The organism is Bordetella sputigena, assembly GCF_965137885.1.
Classification (GTDB): Bacteria; Pseudomonadota; Gammaproteobacteria; order Burkholderiales; family Burkholderiaceae_B; genus Bordetella_C; species Bordetella_C sputigena.
This window is the reverse complement of record NZ_CBCSCA010000002.1, coordinates 382,962-403,708: the sequence shown is the minus strand read 5'-3', so window position 1 is coordinate 403,708 and position 20,747 is coordinate 382,962. Positions and strand designations below refer to the sequence as shown.

The window sequence follows — 20,747 nt, the reverse complement described above, 5'->3', positions numbered from 1 at the left end:
CAACCAGGACCAGGAGTACCGCCATGAAGATCAAGACCATCGCCACCGCAGTGATTCTGTCATTCGCCGCCATCGGCGCCGCCCAAGCCCAAACCCCGCGCGGGGATAGCGATAACCAACCGTTCCAGGGCACCTACGGCCAAGGCCAGGCCAGCGTCAGTCGCGCCCAGGTGCTCGCCGAACTGGATCAGGCTCGCAGCGCCGGCCTGACCGGCAACGCCGACATCGACAATGCGCCCTTCGCCGCGCAGCAAGACAGCGGCGTGACGCGCGCGCAAGTCGCCGCGGACATCGACCATGCCAATAGCAGCACCGATATCGCTTTCGGCGACATCGACAACCAGCCGTTCCAGGGCGCTTGAAGCGTCCGGTCGGGAACCGGCTTCGCTGATGAGTGATGGCTAGCCGCTTCCCTGACTGTCCGGCTCGCTTTCGGGCCATGCGTGTTTTCGTCGTACGTGTGGCCAGGAAGTCCTGGCCATGCGGATTTGCTGTCCGCATGGTTGCCCCGGTGAGAGGCGGGGTTGCTGTGCAGTAGTCCTCTCGTGCAGTACCCGGCCCCGCGCAAGCGGGGCCGTCTTTATTTGTGCGCGTCGTTTCCATCCCTTTGGTTCGAAGCCGGTACGCCGCCGCGGCTAGCATGCTGTCGGCTTGTTGCGGGAGACGGAATGGAAGGGCGCCTGGCCATGCTGGCATTCATTGCGTCGGTCGCGGGCGTGCAGGTATTGGCCGCGCTGCCGTCGCCGGCCGCGCGGTTTACGCTGGGATGTTTCGTGGCCATGGCCCTGGTGCTGCGATGGCGTAGCCACCCTGGGCCATGTCGTGGGGGGGCGATGCGCGCGGCCTGGTTGCGCACGGCGGTACTGTGCGCCTGCACCGCGGGCGGCGGCGCACTGTACGCCGTCGAACGCGCGCAATGGCGCCTGGACGACGCGTTGCCGCCGGACCAGGAGAACCAGGTGACGCGCGCGACCGTGCGCGTTGTTTCGCTGGGGGACTTGGCTCCCGACGCGCTGCGCTTCGACGCCGAAGTCCTGACCTCGACGCCGGTCGCGGTGCCGCGCAGGCTGCGGGTGTCATGGCCTTTGCGCGGCGACGCCGCGGCGCGGCCCTCGGTCGTCCCCGGGCAGCACTGGGGGGTGGCCCTGGTGCTGAAGCGTCCCCATGCAGCGCGGAACCCACATGCGGCCGACGGTGAGGCGCGCATGTTCCAACGCGCCGTGCGCGCGACCGCCACCGTGCGCGGCAGGCCGCAATGGCTGCTGGATGAGGGTTTTACGTTCGGCATGGTTGGCGTCCACCGCGTGCGGCACATATTGCGTGAGCGTATGCGGGCGCTGATGGGCCAGACGCGCCATGGCGCCGTGATCATCGCGCTGGCGCTGGGCGATCAGGCTGGCGTGGCGCGCGACGATTGGCGGGTTTTCAATGCGACCGGGATTACGCATCTCGTGTCCATCAGCGGCTTGCACGTGACGCTGGTCGCGGGACTCGCGGGAGCCGCGGTGACGTGGGGCTGGCGACGGTGGCGATGGCGCGGCGTGGGCCTGGCGGAACGGATGCCGGCGGCGTTGGCCGGCATCGCCGCGGCGCTGTGCATCGCCTGGCTGTATTGCCTGCTGGCGGGCTGGGGCATACCCGCGCGACGCACCTTCTTCATGCTGGCGGTGGCGGGAGGCGCGGCATTGTTGCGTCTTCCGCTGTCCCGCGGTGCGATGCTGTTGTGCGCCGCATGCGTAGTAGTCGTGCTGGATCCTTGGGCACCGATCGCGCCGGGATTCTGGCTGTCGTTCGGCGCCGTCGCGGCGGTGCTGGCATGGGGGCATGGGGCGCGTGAAGCCACTGACGATGCCGAACGGAATGCGGGAGCCAGGCGCTGGCGCCACTGGCTGCGCAATTGTGTGCAGGCGGGCCGGCTGCAATGCGTCGTCACGCTGAGCCTGACGCCTGTACTCGCTTTCCTCACCCAGCAGGTGTCGGTCGCCTCGCCGCTGGCCAATGCGGTCGCCATCCCCGCCGTCAGCCTGATCGTGACGCCTCTCGCCCTGCTGTGCACGGCGCTATGCGCGGTTCCAGGCGCGGTCCCGGGCGCGGCTGATCTGGCGACGTGGACGGCGTGGGCCGCGCAGTGGGTTTTCGGCCTGGTGATGCATTGGATCGACTGGCTGGCGGCACAGGGCTGGTCTGTATGGGATGTGGCCGCGCCCCCGGTCGCCTTGCTTGCCTTGGCCGCGGTCGGCATCGCGTGGGCCTTGCTGCCTCCGGGCATGGTATCGCGCCGGTGGGCATGGCTGTTGATCGTGCCGGCGCTGTGCTGGCGACCCGCGCGTCCCGCCGAAGGCGAATGGCGCTTGACCGCGCTGGACGTAGGGCAGGGCGGCGCGGTGGTGGTGGAGACCGCCAGCCACACCGTGGTCTTCGATAGCGGTCCCCTGCATCGCAATGGCACGGACGGCGCGCAGCGGGTCCTGTGGCCTTATCTCCGGGCACGCGGTATCCGCCGCGTCGACATGTTGGTCATCTCCCATGCCGACGACGACCATGCCGGCGGGCTGGACAGCCTGCTGCGCGCGGTGCCGGTGGAGCGGGCGTACGCATCTTTCGATGTGGCGCGGCGTTTGCAACGGGACGCCCGCTTGCGCGGCCTGGCGCACGCGGCGCCCCCGCCCGCCGTATCAAGCATGTGCGAGGCGGGCCAGGCGTGGGAGATGGATGGCGTGCATTTTGCTTTTCTGCATCCTATCGCGCCGGTCTATCCCGCGCGGCCAGCTGGACAGCCGTCACAAGCCCTGCAATTCGCCGGCAAGGCGATACGTCCGCGCGGCAAGGGACGGCGGGGGCGCATTACGGGTTCGAATGCGGATGGCTGCGTCCTCCTGGTGGAAGGCCGCCACCATCGTGCGCTGCTGCCTGGCGACGTAGGGGTGGGGCAGGAGAGCCGCTTCGTGGCAACGCTGCCGTCCGTCGATGTGGTGGTGGCGCCCCATCATGGCTCGAAGACTTCGTCCGGCGCGGCGCTGGTGGAGGCGTCGGAGGCGCGCCATGTCATCGCGCAGGTCGGCTACCTGAACCGGTTCCGGCATCCGGCCGCGGCGGTGGAGCGGCGCTGGCGGCGCGCCGGGGCGGTTTTCTGGCGCACCGACCATCATGGGGCCGTGATCGCGACTTCGGATTCGGGCGGGCTCGTCGTTCGGTCCCAGCGCGAGCTCGCCCGCCGCTACTGGCATGCCGCCATGTAACGCCGCGGACGGCGCCGGCAGGTCCATGGCCTGGGATAACATGGTTTCCATCCCCACCCGCCCGGAGCTCTCATGCAGAATCCCCGCCTCGACTTCGTTACCTGCGCCAGCCCGGCCGGCCTGCATCGCATGGCGTACTGGGAATGGGGCGACGCCGACAACGACAAGGTGCTGCTGTGCGTGCATGGCTTGACGCGTACCGGGCGCGACTTCGACACGCTGGCGCGGCGGCTATCCGGCGAATATCGCGTGGTTTGCCCCGACGTGGTGGGGCGGGGCGCTTCCGATTGGCTGTTGAATCCGGCCTTTTACACCGTGCCTCAGTACGTCGGCGACATGGTGACCTTGATTGCGCGGCTGCGCCCGGCCACGCTGCATTGGATAGGCACGTCGATGGGCGGCTTGATCGGCATGATCCTGGCCGGCTCCGCCGCCTTGTCCGCCCGGGCACGCGCCGTGGGGCAGGCAGGCGGCGGCCCGCTCGAAGGCGCCGGATTGCGGCTCGACAAGATAGTTCTGAACGACGTCGGGCCGCGCCTGGCGCCCGACGCCCTGGCGCGCATCGGCCAATATGTGGGACAGGGCCAGGAATTCGGCAGTTTCGACGATGCCGTTGCCTATTTGCGCCAGGTGTCGGCGGCGTTCGGCCACCATACGGATGAGCAGTGGCGCGAGCTTGCCGCTCACGTATTCCTGCGGCGTGGCGACCGTTGGGTCAAGCACTACGACCTGGGCCTGGCCGCGCCGTTCGCGGTACAGGACGAGGCGTCCCTGGCGGCCGGCGAGCAACTGCTCTGGCATTCCTACGAGGCGATCGATTGCCCCATCCTGGTCCTGCGCGGCCAGCATTCGGACCTGCTGCGCCAGGATACCGCGCGCGAAATGGCCCGCCGCAACCCCAGGGCGCGCGTCGTCGAAGTGCCGGACGTGGGCCATGCGCCGACCCTGATGGACGATAGCCAGATCCAGCCCGTTGCCGCTTTTCTGCGCGGAGTAGACTGACACGCCATGGCCGGCCGCCTACAATACGGCCATGGGACTCTCATCCGCATCCAACGTTGATCTGCATTGCCATTCCACTGTTTCCGATGGCGTGCTGTCGCCACGCGACGTGGCGTTGCGCGCGCGCGCCAACGGCGTGGACGTCTGGGCGCTGACCGACCACGATGAGGTGGGCGGCCTGGCCGAAGCCGCCGACGCCGCGCGGGAAGCAGGGATGCGCTTCGTCACCGGGGTCGAGATTTCCGTGACCTGGGCCGCCCAGACGGTGCATATCGTCGGTCTGGGCTTCGATCCGCTGCACCAGGGGCTGCACGAAGGCTTGCGCCGCACTCGCTCCGGGCGGTCCGACCGCGCCCGCCGCATAGGCGAAAAACTGGCGCAATTGGGCATGCCGGGCGCCTTCGAAGGCGCCTTGCCCTTCGCCGGCAATCCGGAACTGATCAGCCGTACGCATTTCGCGCGTTACCTGGTCGAAGCCGGTTATTGCCCTGACGTCCAGACTGTCTTCAATAAGTATCTGGGCGACGATAGTCCTGCGCAGGTGGCCATCCAGTGGGCCTCGCTGGCCGATGCCGTCGGCTGGATCCATGATGCCGGCGGCCGCGCCGTGGTCGCGCACCCCGGACGCTACAAGTACACGCCCCTGCAGTTCACCGCACTGTTCGATGAATTCCAGGCTTTGGGCGGCGAAGGCGTCGAAGTCACCACCGGCAGCCATAACGCCGACGAATGCCGCCGTTATGCCGACGTGGCCCGGGAGCGCTCGTTGCTGGCTTCGCGAGGTTCGGATTTCCACAGTCCCCATGAAAGCCGGGTCGATCTCGGCAGGCTGCCCCCGCTGCCCGCCGATCTGAAGCCGGTCTGGCACGACTGGTTCTGACCGCGGTCCGCGTAGCGATCCAGGCATCCCATTCGCCATGAACAAAGCATTTGTGAAAGAGTCCGATCAGGACGAGGACGACGATATCCCGCAGGCGCAGGCGCTGCCGCCGGGGACGCGCAACTACATTACGCCGCAGGGCTATGCGCGGCTGCGCGACGAACTGGCCCATCTGATGAATGTGGAGCGGCCGTCCGTCGTCCAGGTCGTATCCTGGGCCGCCTCCAATGGCGACCGCTCGGAAAACGGCGATTACCTGTATGGCAAGAAGCGCTTGCGCGAGATCGACCGCCGCATGCGCTTCCTGACGCGGCGGCTGGATATTGCGGAAGTCGTCGATCCGGCAATCCAGCCCAACCGCGACCAGGTGTTTTTCGGCGCCAGGGTCCTGTACATGGACAAGGCCGGGCAGGAACATGAGGTAACCATCGTCGGCGTGGACGAGGCCGAGCCGCTGGCCGGCAGGATCAGCTGGATATCCCCGGTGGCCCGGGCGCTGCTCAAGGCCAGGGAAGGGGACACGGTGACGCTGCGCACGCCGGGCGGGGTGGAAACCCTGGACATCCTGGAAGTGCATTATCCGGACGCCGGCTGAGGCGGAAGTTGCGGCCGTAACGGGTAAAATCCGGTTTTTGCCCTTCCTCCTACGGCGCCCGCATCGTGTCCATCGTTCAGTACCTTCCCGGCTCGTCTGTCCTGTCCACCTTTCGCCGCGAGCGGCTGCTCGCCCAATTGAAGCAGGCCGGGCTGCCCGTCGCGGATATTTCGGCCCGCTACGAGCATTTCGTGCTGTGCGATGCACCATTGTCCGCGGCGGACCAGCAAAGGCTGGCCGATCTGCTGGATTACGGCGACCCCTACGAAGGCGCGGAACCCGCCAAGGCGATGGTGCTGCGGGTCATTCCGCGGCTGGGCACGATCTCGCCGTGGGCCAGCAAGGCCACGGATATCGCGCATAACTGCGGATTCGCCGGCGTGCGGCGGATCGAACGCGGGGTGCGCTATCTGCTGACTCCCGAACGTGGGCTGCTGGGCGCCAAATCGTTCGACGATGCCATGCTCGCGCGCGCGGCCGCCTGCCTGCACGACCGCATGGTCGAAACCGTCGTCGACGTGCAGTTCGACGGGCAGGCCCTGTTCGCCGCGGTGGAAGGCCGGCCCATGCGCACCGTACCGGTGCTGGCGCAAGGACGCGCCGCATTGGAACAGGCGAATACCACGCTGGGCCTCGCGCTTTCCGACGACGAAATCGACTACCTGGCGGAAGCCTTCACCCGCCTGGAGCGCGACCCTACCGACGTCGAGCTGATGATGTTCGCCCAGGCCAATAGCGAACACTGCCGCCACAAGATTTTCAATGCGCAATGGGTCATAGACGGCCAGGCGCAGGACAAGACGCTGTTCGGCATGATCCGCGCCACCCACGCCGCCCAGCCGGGCGGCACCGTGGTGGCGTACTCCGACAACGCCGCCATTATGGAAGGCGGAACGGCCCAGCGCTTCCACGCGGACGTCGCCGGTACATCGGCGGACGCGCTTACGTACCGGCGCCGCGAAGCCGTCGTCCATACCCTGATGAAGGTGGAAACGCATAACCATCCCACCGCGATTGCGCCGTTCCCCGGCGCCTCCACCGGCGCGGGCGGGGAAATCCGCGATGAAGGCGCCACCGGCCGAGGCTCCAAACCCAAGGCCGGCCTGACGGGCTTCACCGTGTCGCACCTGCGTTTCGACGACGCGCCGCAACCCTGGGAATCCGATCATCACGGCTTGCCGGATCGCATCGCGTCGCCGCTGTCCATCATGATCGATGGTCCTCTGGGCGGCGCGGCCTTCAATAACGAATTCGGGCGGCCCAATCTGCTGGGCTACTTCCGGACTTTCGAGCAGACCGCCGGCGGCACGCGGTGGGGCTATCACAAGCCCATCATGATCGCCGGCGGCCTGGGCAGCATCGACGGCGGCCTGACGCACAAGGAAAAGATCCCGCCCGGCGCTTTGCTGATACAGCTGGGCGGTCCCGGCCTGCGCATCGGGATGGGCGGCGGCGCAGCCTCCAGCATGGGCGTCGGCAGCAATAGCGCCGACCTGGATTTCGATTCGGTCCAGCGCGGCAACCCGGAAATCGAGCGGCGCGCGCAGGAGGTCATCGATCGCTGCTGGCAGCAGGGCGACGACAATCCCATCCTGGCCATCCATGACGTCGGCGCCGGCGGCCTGTCCAATGCCTTCCCGGAACTCGTCAACGACGCCGGCCGTGGCGCGGTGTTCGATCTGAAGCGCGTGCCGGTGGAAGAATCCGGCATGTCGCCCGCCGAGATCTGGAGCAATGAATCGCAGGAGCGCTACGTCCTGGCCATCATGCCGGACGATCTGGCGCGCTTCGACGAAATCGCGAAGCGCGAGCGCTGCCCCTATGCGGTCGTCGGTGTCGCTACGGAAGAACGGCAACTGCGCGTGGTGCAGGGCGAAGGCCTGCCTGGCGTGGACCCGCAAGGTGAAGCGGCGGGGCCGGTGCGTCCGGTGGACGTGCCCATCGATGTGATCCTGGGCAAGCCCCCGCGCATGACGCGCGACGTACGGCGCCTGCCCGGCGTGGCGGAGCCGCTGGATCTGGCGGGCATCGACCTGACCGAGGCCGCTTATCGCGTGTTGCGTCATCCCACGGTGGCCAACAAGACGTTCCTGATCACCATCGGCGACCGCAACGTGGGCGGCCTGTCGGCGCGCGACCAGATGGTCGGTCCCTGGCAGGTGCCCGTTGCCGATTGCGCGGTCACCCTGTCCGACTATGAAGGTTTCCGCGGCGAAGCCATGGCGATGGGTGAACGCACGCCTATCGCCATGATCAATGCGCCGGCGTCCGGTCGCATGGCGGTGGCGGAAGCGCTCACCAATCTGGCGGCCGCCGACGTGCGGCAGGTCGAGCACATCAAACTCTCGGCCAACTGGATGGCCGCCTGCGGCGTGGCCGGCCAGGATGCCGCGTTGTACGACACGGTATCCGCGGTCAGCGAACTGTGCCAGACGGTCGGCCTGTCGATTCCGGTGGGCAAGGATTCGCTGTCCATGAAGACCTCCTGGTCGCAGGACGGCGAACAGCGCCAGGTCGTCGCACCGGTCTCGCTGATCGTCACGGCCTTCGCGCCGGTTGCGGACGCGCGCGCAAGCCTGACGCCGCGCCTGCGCACCGACGCGGGCGACACCGTATTGATCATGATCGATCTGGGTCGCGGCCTGCATCGCATGGGCGGATCCATCCTGGCCCAGGTGTACAGCCAGGTCGGTACGGAAGCGCCGGACATCGATGTGCCGCAGGACTTGCGCGCCTTCTTCATCACCATACGCACGCTGGCCGAGGCCGGTACGTTGCTGGCCTACCACGACCGCTCCGATGGCGGCCTGTTCGCCACGATTTGCGAAATGGCTTTCGCCGGTCATACCGGCGTGTCGGTCAACCTGGACATGCTGACCTTCGACGCCAACTCGGCCGATTGGGGCGATTACAAGATCCGTCCCGAGCAGGTAGCGGTACAGCGCGAGGAACTGACGCTCAAGGCCTTGTTCTCGGAAGAGGCGGGCGCGGTCATCCAGGTGCCGGCCGCCCAGCGCGACGCCGTCATGCAGGTGCTGCGCGGTGCCGGCCTGTCCAAGTTCGCCCATGTCATCGGCGGCCTGAACGACAGCGATGAGGTCGAGTTCTATCGCGACGGACGCAAGATCTGGGGCCAGCCGCGCGCCGAACTGGGCCGTGCCTGGAGCGAAACCAGCTATCGCATCATGGCGCGACGCGACAATCCCGCCTGCGCGCAGGCCGAATTCGACGTCTGGCAGGACAAGGAAGACCCCGGTTTTTCGCCGCTGGTCACCTTCGATCCGCAGGAAGACGTGGCGGCGCCTTACATCGCCACCGGCAAGCGCCCGCGTGTTGCCATCCTGCGCGAGCAGGGCTGCAACAGCCAGGTGGAGATGGCCTGGGCGTTCGACACCGCCGGCTTCGACGCGGTCGACGTACATATGACGGATCTGCTGACCGGCCGTGTCGACCTGCGTACCGTCAACGGCATGGTGGCCGTGGGCGGTTTCAGTTATGGCGACGTGCTGGGTGCCGGCGAAGGCTGGGCCCGTACCATCCGCTTCAATAACCAGCTGGCCGACCAGTTCGCCGCCTTCTTTGGCCGCCAGGACACCTTCGGCCTGGGCGTCTGCAACGGCGCGCAGATGTTCGCCGCCCTGGCCAGCATGATCCCCGGCGCGCAGGCCTGGCCGCGCTTCACGCGCAACCTGTCGGAAAAGTACGAGGCGCGCCTGGCCATGGTGGAGATTGCCGAATCGCCTTCGATTTTCTTCGCCGGCATGGCGGGGACGCGCACGCCCGTCGCGGTGGCGCACGGCGAAGGCTACGCGAACTATGCGCGCCAGGGCGACCCGTCGCAGACCATCGTGGCGGCACGCTTTGTCGACAACCGTGGCGCCCATACCGAGACCTATCCCTACAACCCCAATGGCAGTCCCGGCGGCATCACGTCGGTCACCACGCCGGACGGCCGTTTCACGGCCATCATGCCGCACCCGGAGCGGGTGACCCGTAACGTCATGATGTCCTGGGCGCCGGAAAAATGGGGCGAGCGCGACAGCGGCGGCGCGTTCAGTCCTTGGATGCGGGCTTTCCGCAATGCCCGCGTCTGGATGAAGTAAAACTCGCTGTACAGGTGGCGGCAGGGCTCGCGATACGACCCGCCGCCATCGGCAGGCGGCAATCCATTTCAAGGAAATTCCATGAACGCACGAGTCCCCGATTCCGCGCATTCCGGTCCCATCGATCCGCAGGCCCTGCAGGCCTATGTCGACCAGAAATGGGATAACGAGATCCTGCCGGCACTGACCGACTACATCGCCATCCCCGCCAAGAGTCCCGCCTTCGATGCCGACTGGGAAGCCAACGCCTATATCGAGCGCGTCGTGCGCGACGCCGCCCAATGGGTGGAAGCACAGAAAGTCAGCGGCTTGAAGCTGGAGGTCGTGCGCCTGCCCGGCCGCACGCCGGTGATTTTCTTCGACGCGCCGGCCACGCGCGCCGACAACGGCGACACCGTGCTGCTGTACGGTCACCTGGACAAGCAGCCCGAGTTTTCCGGCTGGCGCGCCGGCCTGGGGCCCTGGACGCCAAAGTATGAAGACGGCAAGCTCTACGGCCGGGGCGGCGCCGATGACGGTTATGCCATTTATGCCTCGCTGACCGCCATCCTGGCGCTGGACAAGCAGGGCGTTCCGCGGCCGCGTTGCGTCGGCATCGTCGAGACCTGTGAGGAATCCGGCAGCTACGACCTGCTGCCCTATGTGGACGCCTTGCGCGACCGGCTGGGCAATGTCGCGCTGGTGGTGTGCCTGGATTCCGGCGCGGGCAACTACGATCAACTCTGGATGACGACGTCGCTGCGCGGCATGGTGTCGGGCACGCTGGAAGTGCAGGTGCTGGACGAAGGCGTCCATTCCGGTGACTCCAGCGGTGTGGTGCCTTCCAGCTTCCGCATCCTGCGTCATCTGCTGGACCGCCTGGAAGACAGTGCGACCGGCCGCCTGCTGCCGCAAAGCTTCCACTGCGAGATCCCGGCGGAACGGATCGAGCAGGTCCATGCGACGGCCAAAATCCTGGGCGACGAAGTCTGGCGCCGCTTCCCCTGGAGCTGCGGCGCCGACGGCGGTTTCGTGCTGCCCATGACGACCGAGCCGGAAGAGGCCTTGTTGAACCGCACCTGGCGGCCGACGCTGTCGGTCACGGGCGCCGATGGCCTGCCGCCGCTTTCCAACGCGGGCAACGTGCTGCGTCCGCGCACCGCGTTCAAGCTGTCGCTGCGCCTGCCGCCGCTGGTCGATGCGGTCGCGGCCGCGCAGGAACTGAAGTCCCTGCTGGAACGCGACGCGCCGTACAACGCCAAGGTTATTTTCAAGCCCAGCGAAGGGCAGGCCACCGGCTGGAACGCCCCCGCTTCGCAGCCATGGCTGAGCGCCGCGTTGGATGCGGCGTCCCGGCAGTACTACGGCGCGCCCTGCGGCTATATCGGCCAAGGCGGGACCATTCCGCTGATGAACACTTTGCAGCAGGGCTTTCCCAAGGCGCAGTTCATGGTCTGCGGCGTGCTGGGGCCCAAGTCGAACGCGCACGGGCCGAACGAGTTTCTGCATGTCCCGTACGGCAAGAAGCTGACCGCCGCGGTGGCGCAAACCATCGCCGCCATGCCGGCGGCCTGAGGCGGCGCTGGTGTCCGCGGATACCGTCATTGCCGCCACCCAGGCCTGGCTGACGCGCGCCGTCATCGGCCTGAACCTCTGTCCCTTCGCCAAGGCCGTGCACGTGAAGGGACAGATACGCTATGTCGCCAGCCCGGCCACCGACGTGGCCGGCGTTGCCGCCGATCTCGAAAGCGAACTGCGCCTGCTGGCCGACAGCGATCCCGAACGCATCGACACGACGCTGCTCATCCTGCCGTCGGCCTTGCAGGATTTCGGCGAATACAACGAATTCCTGACGCAGGCCGATCGCCTGCTCAAGCGCCTGCGCCTGCGCGGCGTTCTGCAGGTCGCCAGCTTCCATCCGGATTACCAGTTCGCGGATACCGATCCGGACGATATAGAAAACTGCACCAACCGGTCGCCGTATCCCATCCTGCACCTGCTGCGCGAAGACAGTATCGCCCGCGCGGTGGACACCTACCCCGATCCGGACGATATCTACGAGCGCAATCAGGAAACCATGCGCAGGCTGGGATGGGAAGGCTGGCGCAGGCTGATGACGGGCCAATAGGGCTGGGCGGCCGGCATCGGTGCCGACAGGCCGATGCGGACGCTCAGGCCGATTGCGTTGCGGCGCCGGCCAGCGCCTCGGGTGCGAAGAACCGGTCCTTCAGCTCCTGCAGGCCGATGCGTTCCAGCATGGCATTCAAGCGCTCCGCCGCGCGGCGCTGCGGCGGATTCTTGCGCTGGGCGATGATCAGCTCGTTCTTCATCGAGTGTTCCCAGCCCACCAGTTCCGTCACGCTGACCTGGTAGCCATGCGCTTCCAGCTGCAGGCAGCGCAGCACATTGGTCACCTGGCTGCCGAACTCGCGGGTGTGCAGCGGGTGCCGCCAGATCTCCGACAGCGGGTCGCCCATGACGTTCTTCTTGTTCTGCCTCAGCACCGAAGCAACTTCCGCCTGGCAACAGGGCACGACGACGATGTAGCGCGCCTGCTTGCGCAGGGCAAAGCGGATGGCGTCATCCGTTGCCGTGTCGCAGGCATGCAGTGCCGTCACGATATCCACCGTGGCCGGAAGCTCGGTGGACTCCGTCGCGTCCGCCACCGAGAGGTTCAGGAAGGACATGCCTTCGGCGAAGCCCAGCCTCTGCGCCAGTTCGCGCGTGTGCAGCACCAGCGCCTCGCGCGTTTCGATGCCGTAGATGTGCGACCGGTCGTGCAGATCCTTGAAAAACAGGTCATACAGGATAAAGCCCAGGTATGACTTGCCCGCCCCGTGATCGACCAGCGAAACATCGCGGCCGTCTTCCTTCAGATTCTTGAGCAGCGGCTCGATGAACTGGAACAGGTGGTACACCTGCTTGAGCTTGCGCCGGCTGTCCTGGTTCATCTTGCCGTCGCGCGTCAGGATGTGCAGTTCCTTCAGCAGTTCGATGGACTGGCCGGGGCGGATTTCGTGGGTATTGGACATGTTGCGGCGGAAAAACGGGCCGGCGTCGAGCGTCGGCAGACGATCATTTTACTGCGCGGGTAATAATAGGGACGCAACTTTGAAAAACCGGTGATACGCCCCATTTACTTGGCCTCTCCGGTCGCTTGCGCTTTCCTTAGGGCAAGGCGAATATAGCGGGCGGAGTTCCGCGCGCGTAGTGTTGTAGCGCTACCCGGACGCGGCGCCCGGCGCCCCGGGCCCGCCGCGCATCGCCGGCACCGGCCGGCCGCGGACGGTCCCATCCTTGGAGAAAATCGTGCCTCGCAAGACCCCTATCGAGAATTACCGCAACATCGGTATCAGCGCTCACATCGACGCTGGCAAGACCACGACCACCGAGCGCATTCTTTTCTATACCGGGGTGAACCACAAAATAGGCGAAGTGCACGACGGCGCCGCCACCATGGATTGGATGGAGCAGGAGCAGGAGCGCGGCATCACCATTACGTCGGCCGCCACCACCGCGTTCTGGCGCGGCATGGCGGGCAACTATCCGGAACACCGCATCAACATCATCGACACCCCGGGACACGTGGACTTCACCATTGAAGTCGAGCGTTCCATGCGCGTGCTCGATGGCGCCTGCATGGTGTACGACTCGGTGGGCGGCGTGCAGCCGCAGTCCGAAACCGTCTGGCGCCAGGCCAACAAATACAAGGTCCCGCGCATCGCGTTCGTCAACAAGATGGACCGCATCGGCGCGGACTTCTTCCGCGTGCAGCGTCAGATCGGCGAACGCCTGAAGGGCGTGGCCGTGCCGATCCAGATTCCGGTCGGCGCCGAAGATCACTTCCAGGGTGTGATCGACCTGGTCAAGATGCAGGCCATTATCTGGGACGACGCCAGCCAGGGTGTCAAGTTCCAATACGCCGACATCCCGGCGGAGCTGCGCGAACAGGCCCAGGAATGGCACGACAAGATGGTCGAGGCAGCCGCCGAAGCCAACGAAACCCTGCTGGACAAATACCTGGGCGGCGAAACGCTGACCGAACAGGAAATCAAGCAGGGCCTGCGCGCGCGCACCATCGCCAACGAAATCGTCCCCATGCTGTGCGGCAGCGCCTTCAAGAACAAGGGCGTGCAAGCCATGCTGGACGCCGTCATCGATTACCTGCCGTCGCCGGTCGACGTGCCCGCCATCAAGGGCCACGACGACAATGACAAGGAAATCGAACGCCATCCCGCCGACGATGAAAAGTTCTCGGCCCTGGCCTTCAAGATCATGACCGACCCCTTCGTCGGCCAGCTGGTGTTCTTCCGCGTCTATTCCGGCGTGGTGAATTCCGGCGACACCGTGCTGGTTTCCAGCAAAGGCAAGAAAGAGCGCCTGGGCCGGCTGCTGCAGATGCACGCCAACGAGCGCAAGGAAATCAAGGAAGTGCGCGCGGGCGATATCGCCGCGGCGGTGGGCTTGAAGGACGTTACGACCGGCGACACGCTGTGTGATCCGGTGCAGGCCATCGTCCTGGAAAAAATGGTCTTCCCCGAGCCCGTGATCTCGCAGGCGGTGGAGCCCAAGACCCAGGCCGACCAGGAGAAGATGGGCGTCGCCCTGAACCGCCTGGCTCAGGAAGACCCGTCGTTCCGCGTCCATACCGACGAGGAATCCGGCCAGACCATTATTTCCGGCATGGGCGAATTGCACCTGGAGATCCTGATCGACCGGATGAAGCGCGAATTCGGCGTCGAGGCCACGGTGGGCAAGCCGCAGGTCGCGTATCGGGAAACCGTGCGCGGCACCGCCACGGACGTCGAGGGCAAGTTCGTCAAGCAGTCCGGCGGCCGCGGCCAGTACGGCCATGCGGTCATCACGCTGGAGCCGAACGAAGCCGGCAAGGGCTATGAATTCGTCGACGCCATCAAGGGCGGCGTCATTCCGCGGGAGTACATCCCCGCGGTCGACAAGGGTATCCAGGACACCATGAAGTCCGGCATCCTGGCGGGCTACCCGGTGGTCGACATCAAAGTCACGCTGACCTTCGGTTCGTACCACGACGTGGACTCCAACGAAAACGCCTTCCGCATGGCGGGCTCGATGGCCTTCAAGGAAGCCATGCGGCGCGCCAAGCCGGTGCTGCTGGAACCGATGATGCACGTCGAAGTGGAAACCCCCGAGGACTTCATGGGCAACGTCATGGGCGACCTGTCGTCGCGGCGCGGCATGGTGCAGGGCATGGATGACATCGCCGGCGGCGGCGGCAAGCTGGTGCGCGCCGAGGTCCCGCTGTCCGAGATGTTCGGCTACTCCACGACGCTGCGCTCCCTGACCCAGGGCCGGGCGACGTACACCATGGAGTTCAAGCACTACGCCGAAGTACCGCGCCAGATCGCCGAGGAAGTGATGGCGAGCAAGGGCGGCAAGTAAGGGGGGGCGCCCGGCCAGGGGCGCCCGGCCAGGGTGCCCGCCTGCCACGGGGCGTCGGCCAGGCCGCTGGTCCGGCGCCTTGCTTCAGCCGCTTTTAGCCATGCCGCGCACTGTTGCGCGGATGCCCCGGCCGTATAACGGCATGCCGCCGCGCGTTAGGGGTTACACCTAGAAATTCCAGACGGAAAGCGTATAATCTTGCTTTGCGCCCGGAGTTTCCCATGCGTCTCATCCAAACCGCGCTCACCTTCGACGACGTTCTGTTGGTGCCCGCGTTCTCCCAGGTGCTGCCGCGCGACACGTCGCTGGCCACCCGCCTCACTCGCAACATCACCCTGAATATTCCGCTCGTGTCCGCCGCCATGGATACCGTGACGGAGTCGCGCCTGGCCATTGCCATGGCCCAGGAAGGCGGGATAGGCATCATCCATAAGAACCTGACGGCGGCTGAGCAGGCCCGGGAAGTCGCCCGCGTCAAGCGGCACGAATTCGGCATCGTGATCGACCCGATCACCGTTACCCCGCAGATGAAGGTGCGCGACGCCATCGCCCTGCAGAAGCAGCATGGCATCTCCGGCCTGCCGGTGGTGGAAGGGCGCAAGGTGGTCGGCATCGTCACCAACCGCGACCTGCGTTTCGAAACCCGTCTGGACGAACCCCTGCGCACCGTCATGACGCCGCAGGAACGCCTGGTCACCATGCGCGAAGGCGCCACGCTGGACGAAGCCCAGCACCTGATGCACAAGCATCGCCTGGAGCGCGTCCTGATCGTCAACGACGCGTTTGAATTGCGCGGCCTGGCCACCGTCAAGGACATCGTCAAGAACACCGCGCATCCCCAGGCCAACAAGGATGCCCTCGGCCAGTTGCGCGTCGGCGCCGCGGTCGGCGTCGGGGCCGGTACCGAAGAGCGCGTCGAAAAACTCGTCGCCGCCGGCGTCGATGTCATCATCGTCGATACCGCCCACGGACATTCCCAGGGCGTGCTGGAAGGCGTGCGCTGGGTCAAGAAGAACTATCCCAAGGTCGACGTCATTGGCGGCAACATCGCCACCGCCGAAGCCGCCCGGGCGCTGCTCGAATACGGCGCGGACGGCGTCAAGGTCGGGATCGGTCCCGGCTCCATCTGCACCACCCGCGTCGTCGCCGGAGTCGGCGTACCGCAGATCACCGCCATTTCGGACGTCGCCAAGGCGCTGGAAGGCACGGGCGTTCCGCTGATCGCCGACGGTGGTATCCGCTACTCGGGCGACGTCGCCAAGGCCCTGTCGGCCGGCGCCTTCGCCTGCATGATGGGCGGCATGTTCGCCGGTACCGAAGAAGCCCCAGGAGAAGTCGTTTTGTTCCAGGGCCGTTCGTACAAGTCCTATCGCGGCATGGGCAGCCTGGGCGCGATGGCCGACGGTTCGGCCGACCGCTATTTCCAAGATCCCGCGAACAACGCCGACAAGCTGGTGCCGGAAGGCATCGAAGGCCGCGTCCCCTACAAGGGCAGCGTCCTGCAGATCATCTACCAACTGGCCGGCGGCGTGCGCGCCTCCATGGGCTACTGCGGTTGCGCCACCATCGACGAGATGCGCACCAAGACCCAGTTCGTGCAGATCACGTCAGCGGGTTTCCGCGAATCGCATGTCCACGACGTGCAGATCACCAAGGAAGCGCCGAACTACCGCGCCGATTAAGATACGGCGCACCGCCATGCAGCATCCGCGCACCGGAGGAAGCCCCAGCTTCCCGCCGGTGCGCTTTTCTATTCAGAGCCAACCATGCACCAGCGCATCCTTATCCTCGATTACGGTTCACAGGTCACCCAACTGATCGCTCGCCGCGTGCGCGAAACAGGCGTGTACTGCGAGATCCATCCCGGCGACGTCGGCGACGATTTCGTGCGCGAACAGCGATCGCAGGGTCTGAAGGGCATCATCCTGTCCGGCAGCCATGCCTCGGCCTATGAAGAAGGCTCGCTGCGCGTGCCGCATTCGGTCTTCGAGGTCGGCGTGCCCGTGCTGGGCATCTGCTACGGCATGCAAAGCATGGCGCAGCAACTGGGCGGCAAGGTGGAATGGTCGGATCACCGCGAATTCGGCTACGCCGAAGTCCGTGCGCACGGCCACACGCGCCTGCTGACCGACATCGAGGACTTCACCACGCCGGAAGGCTACGGCATGCTGAAGGTCTGGATGAGCCATGGCGACAAGGTGACCCAGCTGCCTCCGGGCTTCAAATTGATGGCCTCCACGCCGTCCTGCCCCATCGCCGGCATGGCCGACGAAGAGCGCGGCTTCTATGGCGTGCAGTTTCACCCCGAAGTCACCCACACCATCCAGGGCAAGGCGCTGCTGGAACGCTTCGTTCGCGACATCTGCGGCTGCCAGGGCGACTGGAACATGCCCGACTACGTCTCCGAAGCCGTGCAGCGCATTCGCGAGCAGGTCGGTGATGACGAGGTCATCCTGGGCCTGTCCGGCGGCGTTGATTCGTCCGTGGCCGCGGCCTTGATCCACAAGGCGATCGGCGACCAGCTGACCTGCGTATTTGTCGACCACGGCCTGCTGCGCCTGGACGAAGGCAAGCAGGTCATGCAGACCTTCGCCGAAAACATGGGCGTCAAGATTCTGCATATCGATGCCAGCGCACAGTTCATGGGCAAGCTGGCCGGCGTGTCGGATCCCGAGGCCAAGCGCAAGATCATTGGCCGTGAGTTTGTCGAGGTATTCCAGGCGGAAGCCGGTAAGCTGAAGGCGGCCAAGTGGCTCGCGCAAGGCACGATCTATCCCGACGTGATCGAGTCGGCCGGCGCCAAGACCGGCAAGGCCGTGGCGATCAAATCGCACCATAACGTGGGCGGGCTGCCGGAAACGCTGAACCTGAAGCTGCTGGAGCCGCTGCGCGAACTGTTCAAGGACGAAGTGCGCGAATTGGGCGTGGCGCTGGGACTGCCGCATTCGATGGTGTATCGCCATCCGTTCCCTGGGCCTGGGCTGGGTGTACGTATCCTGGGCGAGGTGAAGACCGAATACGCCGATCTGCTGCGTCGCGCGGATGCGATTTTCATCGAAGAACTGCGTAGCACGCTGGATCCGGTCAGCGGGAAGTCCTGGTACGACCTGACGTCGCAGGCTTTCGCGGTCTTCCTGCCGGTGAAGTCGGTAGGCGTGATGGGCGATGGGCGGACATACGACTATGTCGTCGCGCTGCGCGCGGTGCAGACTTCCGACTTCATGACGGCGGATTGGGCGCCATTGCCGTATCCCTTGCTGGCGAAGGTCAGCGGGCGGATTATTAATGAGGTGCGGGGGATAAATCGGGTGGTGTATGACGTGAGCAGCAAGCCGCCTGCGACGATTGAGTGGGAGTGAAAAGGTCCTTCTTAATGCGGGCGCCGATTGTGAAGCGTCCTTCATTATCGTGACCCAAGCCTAAGACTCCGGCGTCTGCCAGACGTAGAGAGAAGAAATATGAAACTAAATCGTCAGCAGATTCACGAGCGTGCCATGCGAGTGCTCGAAGCGAGCCCACAAGGAATCCGTTGGTCAGATCTACTTCGAGCAGTTGGAACAGACGCGCCGGATACGCCGCGCAACAGCATTCACGGCGGTATCCATAATCTGCTTATAACGCGCACCGGCGAAATCGTTAAGGTCGCGCGTGGTACGTATCAACTAGCTAAGTTTGTTGAGGCGGATGATGCCATCGCCAGCGCTAAAGAGCACGAGACGGAGATTGCGCGTGTTCAGGCGGATGAACCGGAGTTAGGCACACTCACCGAGCAAGATTTTTACAGCAGTTTTGCAGAGTGGCTTGAGGAGAATGACGAAGCTACTGTGGCGGCCCCGCTTGGGGGAAGTAGTCTCGGTGGGAAATGGGGCACGCCAGACATCATCGGTGTCTTGAAGCCACGTGCGCAGGATATCTTCAAATTTGAACCGCAGATTGTCACGGCGGAAATCAAGGCCGTCCCAAATCAGCCGGTAGTGGCATTTGGGCAAGCAGTCGCTTATCGCCTTTTTTCGCACCGAAGCTACATAGTCGTTCCAAACTCGACGAGTAGCGATGATATGAATCGGCTCAAGTCCTTGTGCAGCATTCACGGGGTAGGGCTAGTGACGTTCGTGTTAAACAAGATTCAGCCGGACTATACCGTTGTCGTGCTGCCGGTAAACGCCTCTCCTGATATGTTCTATGTCAATAACATGCTGGAACGGCTTAAATCGTCTGAGCCTACTTTGCTGAACCGGCTGTTCTGAAGCTGACGTCCCCACCGAAGCGGTCGTCGAAGCAATGGGTATCGAAGTCGACTTCTCGCTGCGGTTCCGATGCATGTACGCTCAAGCAGATTGTCGGCTGGCGGGGAAAGCCTTCAGCCATTCACTGACAACGGCACGGAGCCCGTAGTGATTTTTCCCAGTAGGGAGAGTGGCTTTCGACTATTTCGAATTTCGAATATTTCGAATAGGGTGGTCGGGTAACCGCTTTTCCCAGGAGAAATCATGACCACCACTGCCCAATCCAAGAATGAACCTACCCGCTGAGGGAGAGGTGAAGGCGGCTGTGCAGGGTCAGCGTGCCTTGGCGGCCTACCTGGCCACCCAATTTGAGACGCAGCACATCCAGATCTTCGACGACCAGAACCGGGCGCACCAAGTGGAGCTTCCCACCTCGGCGCTGCGCTTGCTCGTGGATATTCTGGCCGAACTGGTCGATGGCGACGCCGTGAAGGTCGTGCCTATTCATGCGGAACTGACGACCCAGGCAGCGGATTTGCTCAATGTATCCCGCCCCCATTTGGTTAAATTGCTGGTAGATGGGGCGCTAGCGTTTCATCGGACCGGCAAACATCGTAGGGTAAGGTTTGCCGACCTGATGCAGTACAAGGAAGCACGCGAGCAAGCCAGCGAGCAAGCGATGGCTGAACTCGCCCAGCAGTCGCAACAGTTAGGAATGGGGTACGAATAAGGCATTCCCCCTTCACGGTTGTCTACGATGCATGCGTTCTTTATCCCGCACCGCTGCGAGATTTCCTGATGTGGCTTGGCTTATCAGGAAGATTTCGAGCGCGCTGGAGTCAGGCCATTCATGAGAGTGGAAGCGTAATCTGCTGATTAACCGTTTCGATCTCACCAGAGAGCAGGTTGACCGGACATTCGATCTAATGGATCGCGCTATTCCTGACGGTCTGGTCGAGGGATATGCGGAGCTCGTGGCCGGGCTGACGTTGCCGGATCCAGACGACAGGCATGTATTGGCGGCGGCGATTCGTTGCGGGGCAAGCGTGATTGTGACTTTCAACCAGAAGGATTTTCCGGCAGAGATGCTGGCACCCTACGGCGTCGAATCACAGCATCCCGATGAATTCGTGGACAACCTATTGGATCTGGACGCGGCCGCAGTCGTGTCGGCCGCACAGCGCCAGCGAGCCCAATTGAAGAATCCGCCGATCGACGTGGACCGCTACCTCGACATCTTGCTGCGCCAAGGTTTGGTTCAAACCACCAAGGTGCTGGCGACTTACCGCTCCATTCTCTGAGGTT

At 64.9% G+C, this 20,747-nt stretch carries 14 protein-coding genes and 1 pseudogene; 14 read left to right on the top strand and 1 reads right to left on the bottom strand.

Annotation, left to right across the window (positions count from 1 at the left end):
* Nucleotides 1-23 precede the first annotated feature (23 nt).
* The 8 genes from ACNA0R_RS04995 to ACNA0R_RS04960 all read left to right on the top strand — a co-directional run bounded on the left by ACNA0R_RS04995 (nt 24) and on the right by ACNA0R_RS04960 (nt 11,926).
* A complete protein-coding gene (locus ACNA0R_RS04995) occupies nt 24-362 on the top strand; it encodes a DUF4148 domain-containing protein (RefSeq protein ID WP_415824840.1) in 339 nt (112 codons plus the stop codon).
* A 306-nt stretch (nt 363-668) separates the two neighbouring features.
* Nucleotides 669-3,239 (top strand): DNA internalization-related competence protein ComEC/Rec2, encoded by a 2,571-nt coding sequence (locus ACNA0R_RS04990; protein WP_415824839.1) that lies wholly within the window; start codon nt 669-671, stop codon nt 3,237-3,239.
* Between the two features lie 72 nt (nt 3,240-3,311).
* Complete coding sequence (locus ACNA0R_RS04985; RefSeq protein ID WP_415824838.1) at nt 3,312-4,241, top strand: alpha/beta fold hydrolase; 930 nt, start codon at nt 3,312-3,314, stop codon at nt 4,239-4,241.
* Nucleotides 4,242-4,272: 31 nt separating this feature from the next.
* Nucleotides 4,273-5,121 (top strand): 3',5'-nucleoside bisphosphate phosphatase, encoded by an 849-nt coding sequence (locus ACNA0R_RS04980; protein ID WP_415824837.1) that lies wholly within the window; start codon nt 4,273-4,275, stop codon nt 5,119-5,121.
* 37 nt (nt 5,122-5,158) lie between these two features.
* The gene (greB, locus tag ACNA0R_RS04975; protein ID WP_415824836.1) at nt 5,159-5,716 is read left to right on the top strand and encodes a transcription elongation factor GreB; all 558 of its coding nucleotides are present in this window, start codon (nt 5,159-5,161) and stop codon (nt 5,714-5,716) included.
* Between the two features lie 65 nt (nt 5,717-5,781).
* Nucleotides 5,782-9,819 (top strand): phosphoribosylformylglycinamidine synthase, encoded by a 4,038-nt coding sequence (gene purL, locus ACNA0R_RS04970; RefSeq protein WP_415824835.1) that lies wholly within the window; start codon nt 5,782-5,784, stop codon nt 9,817-9,819.
* An 81-nt stretch (nt 9,820-9,900) separates the two neighbouring features.
* On the top strand, nt 9,901-11,373 hold the full coding sequence (locus tag ACNA0R_RS04965; RefSeq protein ID WP_415824834.1) for a M20 family metallopeptidase: 1,473 nt from the start codon (nt 9,901-9,903) through the stop codon (nt 11,371-11,373).
* A 10-nt stretch (nt 11,374-11,383) separates the two neighbouring features.
* Nucleotides 11,384-11,926, top strand: coding sequence for a DUF1415 domain-containing protein (locus ACNA0R_RS04960; protein ID WP_415824833.1), 543 nt, complete (start codon nt 11,384-11,386; stop codon nt 11,924-11,926).
* A gap of 43 nt (nt 11,927-11,969) precedes the next feature.
* Here the strand turns inward: ACNA0R_RS04960 and ACNA0R_RS04955 are convergent, their stop codons facing one another.
* Entirely contained in the window at nt 11,970-12,830 is an 861-nt protein-coding gene (locus tag ACNA0R_RS04955) for a class I SAM-dependent methyltransferase (RefSeq protein WP_415824832.1), read from the bottom strand.
* Between the two features lie 277 nt (nt 12,831-13,107).
* On the opposite strand from ACNA0R_RS04955, the gene fusA reads away from it, so the two are divergent.
* The 6 genes and pseudogenes from fusA to ACNA0R_RS04925 all read left to right on the top strand — a co-directional run bounded on the left by fusA (nt 13,108) and on the right by ACNA0R_RS04925 (nt 20,743).
* Nucleotides 13,108-15,216, top strand: coding sequence for an elongation factor G (gene fusA / locus ACNA0R_RS04950; protein WP_415824831.1), 2,109 nt, complete (start codon nt 13,108-13,110; stop codon nt 15,214-15,216).
* 221 nt (nt 15,217-15,437) lie between these two features.
* Nucleotides 15,438-16,898, top strand: coding sequence for an IMP dehydrogenase (gene guaB / locus ACNA0R_RS04945; RefSeq protein WP_415824830.1), 1,461 nt, complete (start codon nt 15,438-15,440; stop codon nt 16,896-16,898).
* A gap of 84 nt (nt 16,899-16,982) precedes the next feature.
* The gene (gene guaA / locus ACNA0R_RS04940) at nt 16,983-18,575 is read left to right on the top strand and encodes a glutamine-hydrolyzing GMP synthase (protein ID WP_415824829.1); all 1,593 of its coding nucleotides are present in this window, start codon (nt 16,983-16,985) and stop codon (nt 18,573-18,575) included.
* 99 nt (nt 18,576-18,674) lie between these two features.
* Nucleotides 18,675-19,463: a hypothetical protein gene (locus ACNA0R_RS04935; RefSeq protein WP_415824828.1), complete on the top strand. Its 789-nt coding sequence runs from the start codon at nt 18,675-18,677 to the stop codon at nt 19,461-19,463.
* Between the two features lie 268 nt (nt 19,464-19,731).
* Complete coding sequence (locus ACNA0R_RS04930; RefSeq protein ID WP_415824827.1) at nt 19,732-20,172, top strand: helix-turn-helix domain-containing protein; 441 nt, start codon at nt 19,732-19,734, stop codon at nt 20,170-20,172.
* Nucleotides 20,169-20,743, top strand: a pseudogene (locus ACNA0R_RS04925) (PIN domain-containing protein). The gene ACNA0R_RS04930 and the pseudogene ACNA0R_RS04925 overlap by 4 nt, the downstream one beginning before the upstream one ends.
* Nucleotides 20,744-20,747 lie beyond the last annotated feature (4 nt).